This is a genomic window from Dysgonomonas reticulitermitis (genome assembly GCF_054601275.1).
The window spans coordinates 1-4,545 of the sequence record NZ_BAAHWU010000093.1; the positions used below are offsets into that span (position 1 = coordinate 1).

Annotated in this window: 5 protein-coding genes; all 5 read left to right on the forward strand. The window is 46.7% G+C overall.

Features of this window, described 5'->3' with window-relative positions; all coding sequences use genetic code 11:
- Positions 1-194: 194 nt before the first annotated feature.
- The 5 genes from ACYPZI_RS15520 to ACYPZI_RS15540 all read left to right on the forward strand — a co-directional run bounded on the left by ACYPZI_RS15520 (position 195) and on the right by ACYPZI_RS15540 (position 4,181).
- On the forward strand, positions 195-602 hold the full coding sequence (locus ACYPZI_RS15520) for a helix-turn-helix domain-containing protein (RefSeq protein WP_459603218.1): 408 nt from the start codon (positions 195-197) through the stop codon (positions 600-602).
- 51 nt (positions 603-653) lie between these two features.
- Complete coding sequence (locus ACYPZI_RS15525) at positions 654-917, forward strand: hypothetical protein (RefSeq protein ID WP_459603220.1); 264 nt, start codon at positions 654-656, stop codon at positions 915-917.
- Positions 918-1,307: 390 nt separating this feature from the next.
- The gene (locus ACYPZI_RS15530) at positions 1,308-1,811 is read left to right on the forward strand and encodes a JAB domain-containing protein (RefSeq protein ID WP_459603222.1); all 504 of its coding nucleotides are present in this window, start codon (positions 1,308-1,310) and stop codon (positions 1,809-1,811) included.
- Positions 1,812-1,888: 77 nt separating this feature from the next.
- Positions 1,889-2,119: a hypothetical protein gene (locus tag ACYPZI_RS15535; protein WP_459603223.1), complete on the forward strand. Its 231-nt coding sequence runs from the start codon at positions 1,889-1,891 to the stop codon at positions 2,117-2,119.
- A 97-nt stretch (positions 2,120-2,216) separates the two neighbouring features.
- The gene (locus ACYPZI_RS15540; protein WP_459603225.1) at positions 2,217-4,181 is read left to right on the forward strand and encodes a ParB/RepB/Spo0J family partition protein; all 1,965 of its coding nucleotides are present in this window, start codon (positions 2,217-2,219) and stop codon (positions 4,179-4,181) included.
- Positions 4,182-4,545: the final 364 nt, after the last annotated feature.

The window sequence follows — 4,545 nt, forward strand, 5'->3', positions numbered from 1 at the left end:
AGGGTGGACGAGTTAAAAACAAGGGTTAATACCGCCAAATACATTAACGCTTTACCGGAACAGTTAGTCAAAAACATATTCAGCGCTAAGAAGCGGTAAATCAAACAGGTAACATTTTTTAACTCCCAACGTAGAGCTCTACGTCGGGAGTTTTTTGCTACAGGGAAAAGCATCTTTGCAAAAAACTAATGATTATGAGCAAAATAGATTTACAGGAAACAGATTATAACCCTTTCAAGGATATAATCCGCAGATTTGATGATCTCGAAAGGAAAATATCGGAAATCCATGCGTCACTACAGAAATTATCAGGCGCTGTCATGGAAAAACCAGAGGTGAACAGGCAATCCTTTCCGGGACAAGAGATTGATATGGACAGGCTGGATAAAAGGCAAGCCGCCAAATTATTAAAAGTTTCTGTCCGTACCATCGACCGTTATGTAAAGAATGGCAACATACCATATATCCAACATGGGGGAAAGGTTACATTCAGTTTTATGGAATTAACTGACAGTAAATTTAACCGGAGACACAGGAACACACATAAAGACCATTTATCAATTCTTGTTACAAATCCAACTTCAGCAAAAAACCGAGAATAACTTGTATCATGAATGATTCTAACGAAAATATTGAAAAAAAGCTAAAAGACATTGATACCAAAAAAGGGGCAGGTCGTCTATAACTGCCTGAAAGATATGCGGATTGCCGATATACAGCAGGCCGGAGGCTGGGAAAGGATGCTTGCCGGCATTGGCAAAAGTAAGCAGACCGCGGAAACATTTATGACCACATTTAATATCTTCACCAGGCAGGCGACGGAAGAGATACTCTCCCTGAACCTGCTTAAAAAGCCTGCACCCAAGCCAGAGCAGCCGAAGCCCATGTCGGGAAAAAGGAAGAAAAGGACAGTATAAGAGGATATTACAGGCTATGTATGAATGCTGTATGAATGCTGTATGAATGCGGCATGAATCCTGTATGAATGATAATTTAGTTTAGTGAGGATCGGAGGGGGGACGGAAGTCCCCTTTTCTGTGGGCAAATGTATCGCCCTGCCTGTCCCGGTCTTGTCAAGGTCAGGCCGCTGCGCGGTTTTGCGGGAAATCTCCAGCCCTGGCTGCGCCCGGCTCGTATTTCCCGCGAAAACCCTGACAAGCCCGGCAGGGCGATGCTTTTTGCCCGGAAAAGGGAATTTCCCTGCATAACAGATTAATCATTTAAAATAGAAGCATCATGCAAAAATCAGTTTTACTAAAAGCAGCGTTAGTGGTTGTTACCGTTACGCTGTTTATCACACTCTTAACATGTATCTGACTATGAATTACAGGATAATAGATGGCAATACAGCCAACGGGATATTCACCGTATCGGAAGTGAAAATCAGCTACCAGCCGAAGGTCAGGCCTTCCGAAAGGCTGAAAATAACCTGTTCGAATGATATATACAAATTGCTTACGGAATATGGCGTATTCGACCCGGAAGTTATCGAGCACCGGGAGTTCTTCAAGCTGTTGCTGCTGAACAACGGGAACAGGCTGCTGGGAATAAACCACCTTTCGGAAGGCGGTATAGGAGAAGTCACCGTTGACGTGCGCCATATCATGCAGGCGGCGATACTGGCCAATGCTACCGGCATAGTCCTCTGCCATAACCATCCTTCGGGGAGCCTAAAGCCGAGCGTAGCCGATGATAAAATGACCGAAAAGGTCAAGGCTGCCTGCGGGATCTTCGGCATAATCCTGACGGACCACCTGGTAATATCCGGCGAAGGCTATTACTCATACGCCGATGAAGGCAATATTTTATAACGCTATATAAACCATAAGTAATAATTGAAAATATACCATAGCATTTATGAATAAACAAAATATTAAACCGCAATAAAATGAAAACAAAAAGTAAAACAAAAACAAGAAATATGCGCGTAAAGCTGGAAAAGAACAGCGGCAGTAAACGCCGTATCCCTTACTGCCGTATCCGTAACCGCGCAGGTACCTCCTCCGGGCAAGCGGTACCTGTCCGCCTTTATCTCAAATCCATACTGGACGATGACGGCAGCGTGGACAGGAAAAAGATTGTCAAATTATTTAATACCGATACGGAATCCTATGGCTAATACCTGTACAAGCATACCAACATATACGCCTCTGGCGGATGGCGTGATAAATCCGCCGGTTAAGTCAATAATTATTCATCCATTAAAAACAAATCGTATGAAACGTAAAATTTCAGACAAAAAAGAAGCGGGAAAAGAAAAAAGTGTAAAAACTCCCGCCACAGTTACAATGAAGCAGGAAACTACGGCTACAGTGCAAACCGGACAGGCAAGTCCTGAAGTCATTCAAAACATCGAACTTTCGATGATTGTATGCAGCCCCTTCAATCCGCGCAAGTACCGGGGAGAAGAAGACCTGGAGGAACTCAGGCAGAGTATCGTTAATTTCGGTATCATCCAGCCCGTTACCTTGCGGGTAAAAGGCGAACAGTACGAAATCGTCTGCGGGGAACGGCGTTACCGCGCCTCGCTTATGGCGGAAAAGACAACCATCCCTGCCATTATCAAGGAATATTCCGACGCCGAAGCGATGGAAATATGCATCCTTGAGAACCTGCAACGCCGGGACATCAACCCGGTGGAGGAAGCCCTGTCTTTCGGCAAGCTCATGGAAGTCAGGGGATATTCCATAGAGGATCTGGTCAGGCAGTTCGGCAAGACGGACAAGTATATCCGCTCCCGCCTGCAACTGCGTAACCTGGCAGATGAAATAGCCGGGCTGCTGGTCAGGGAAGAAATCACGCTGGCTATAGCCCTCGAACTGGCGCGTTTCTGTCCCGACATACAGCGGGACGTGTACGAAAGCCACCTTTCGGCAGATGACAATTATTCATGGAAAAACCTACAGGCAAAGGACTTTCGTAAGATGCTCGAAGGCATGTACAGTACGGATTTGTCCAGGTATGAATTCGACAAGGCCGATTGCAAAGCCTGCCCGTTCAACTCATCCGTTTACGACCTGTTCGCGGACGGCAACTGCGGGAACTGCCAGAATATCGAATGCCTGCGCTACAAGCAGGCGGAATTTGTCGCCTCGGAAACGACCAGGCTGCTGAATGAGAGGAAAAATGAAAACATAGGCATATGCGTAGCGCCGGATTCCTTCGCTTCGGCGGAAGTAGTTGAAAACCTTATCGACACAGGCTGTGAAATCTATGAAATGCAGGCCAGCCGCCTGCCGGAAGAACCCCAAAAGCCGGAGCCGGAACAGTTCGCATCGGAAGCGGAATACCGGGAAGCGGAAGCCGGATACGAATCGAGGCTGCAACAGTACCGGGCCAGTTTCGCGCAAATAGAGGAAATGGTCGAACAGGGAAAAGCACAGCTTTTAGTCGATGTCAGCAGGTGCAGGCCGGAGCTTTGCTACCGGGTTATCCCCGAAGCGGAAGCAAGCCTTCATAAGAATGAGGAGGATACCGTTGAAAAGCTCCGCAGGCAGGATACGCGTAATAAGGAGATAGCTATCGAGAAAGGCGTGGAGGAAGTAAAGCGCCTTGTAAAAGAAAGCGTTATTCCCGCGAAGGACTTTTCACCGCGCGAACAGGAACTGCTTTACTTTATCATGCTGGCCTTCCTGCGCAGGGAGAATTATGATACGTTTGGCATTGAAGACAGGCAGGCGATTACAGACGAGGAGAAACTGGAACTGGTAGCCTTCCGCTCTATAGAGCAGGAGAACGTTATCCGGCGTGACTTTATTATCCATGCCCTTTCACAGGCTTCCGGCGACTGCCTGAAATCCAGGCTGCTGCTCGAATTCGTGGCGATGTATTTCCCGAACAAGGTTACCGGGATAAAGCAGCAGTGCAATGAAGCCTACCGGAAAAAGCATGAGCGGATAGAGGAACGGATACTACAGTTGCAGCCGTATAACAGCGAAAACACGGAAGAAGCAGACGCAAAAGCTCTTCCGGCGATAACAGGAAGCGAAGAAACATCTGCACCGGATGTTGAAACAGCAACAGGAACAGGGGAAGACGCGCCGGAACCGGAAACGTTCGACAATCCGGATATGGACGATATACCGTTGTACCCCGGACTGCCCGAACAGGCTCAAATAGGTGAAGTACCGGACGATGACGGTGAAATCATGGAAACGGCATATGAGGAAGCGGCCGCCTAATGCTACCGCCTTATCCTGAAAAATACCCTGCGACAGCAAAAAAACTGTGTGCAGGGTATTTTCGTAAATAAGGGATTATCTGATTGCTAAATTCATGGTTTTTCCATACCTTTGGCAAGAGAAAATGAGTTATTTGTCGTCATGCAAAATACAGCAGGCCAGTGCGTTAACAACGTTACTTATTCGTTACCTGTTTTTATACAAATATTGTGTTTCAGGTAGTTAGATGGGGATATTACTTTTTAACTAAAAAGTAACAAACTCCACAGTCAGTAGTCAACAGTTATCAGTAAGCAAGGCCTTTTCGTCATTGCGAATTGAAAATCGGCGGAGCCAACAGGAGTGAAGCAATCCAGAGTATTGA

Coding starts and splice junctions, on each gene's coding strand:
- ACYPZI_RS15520 (WP_459603218.1), top strand. CDS start 195: ATGAGCAAAATAGATTTACAGGAAACAGATTATAACCCTTTCAAGGAT.
- ACYPZI_RS15530 (WP_459603222.1), top strand. CDS start 1,308: ATGTATCTGACTATGAATTACAGGATAATAGATGGCAATACAGCCAAC.
- ACYPZI_RS15535 (WP_459603223.1), top strand. CDS start 1,889: ATGAAAACAAAAAGTAAAACAAAAACAAGAAATATGCGCGTAAAGCTG.
- ACYPZI_RS15540 (WP_459603225.1), top strand. CDS start 2,217: ATGAAACGTAAAATTTCAGACAAAAAAGAAGCGGGAAAAGAAAAAAGT.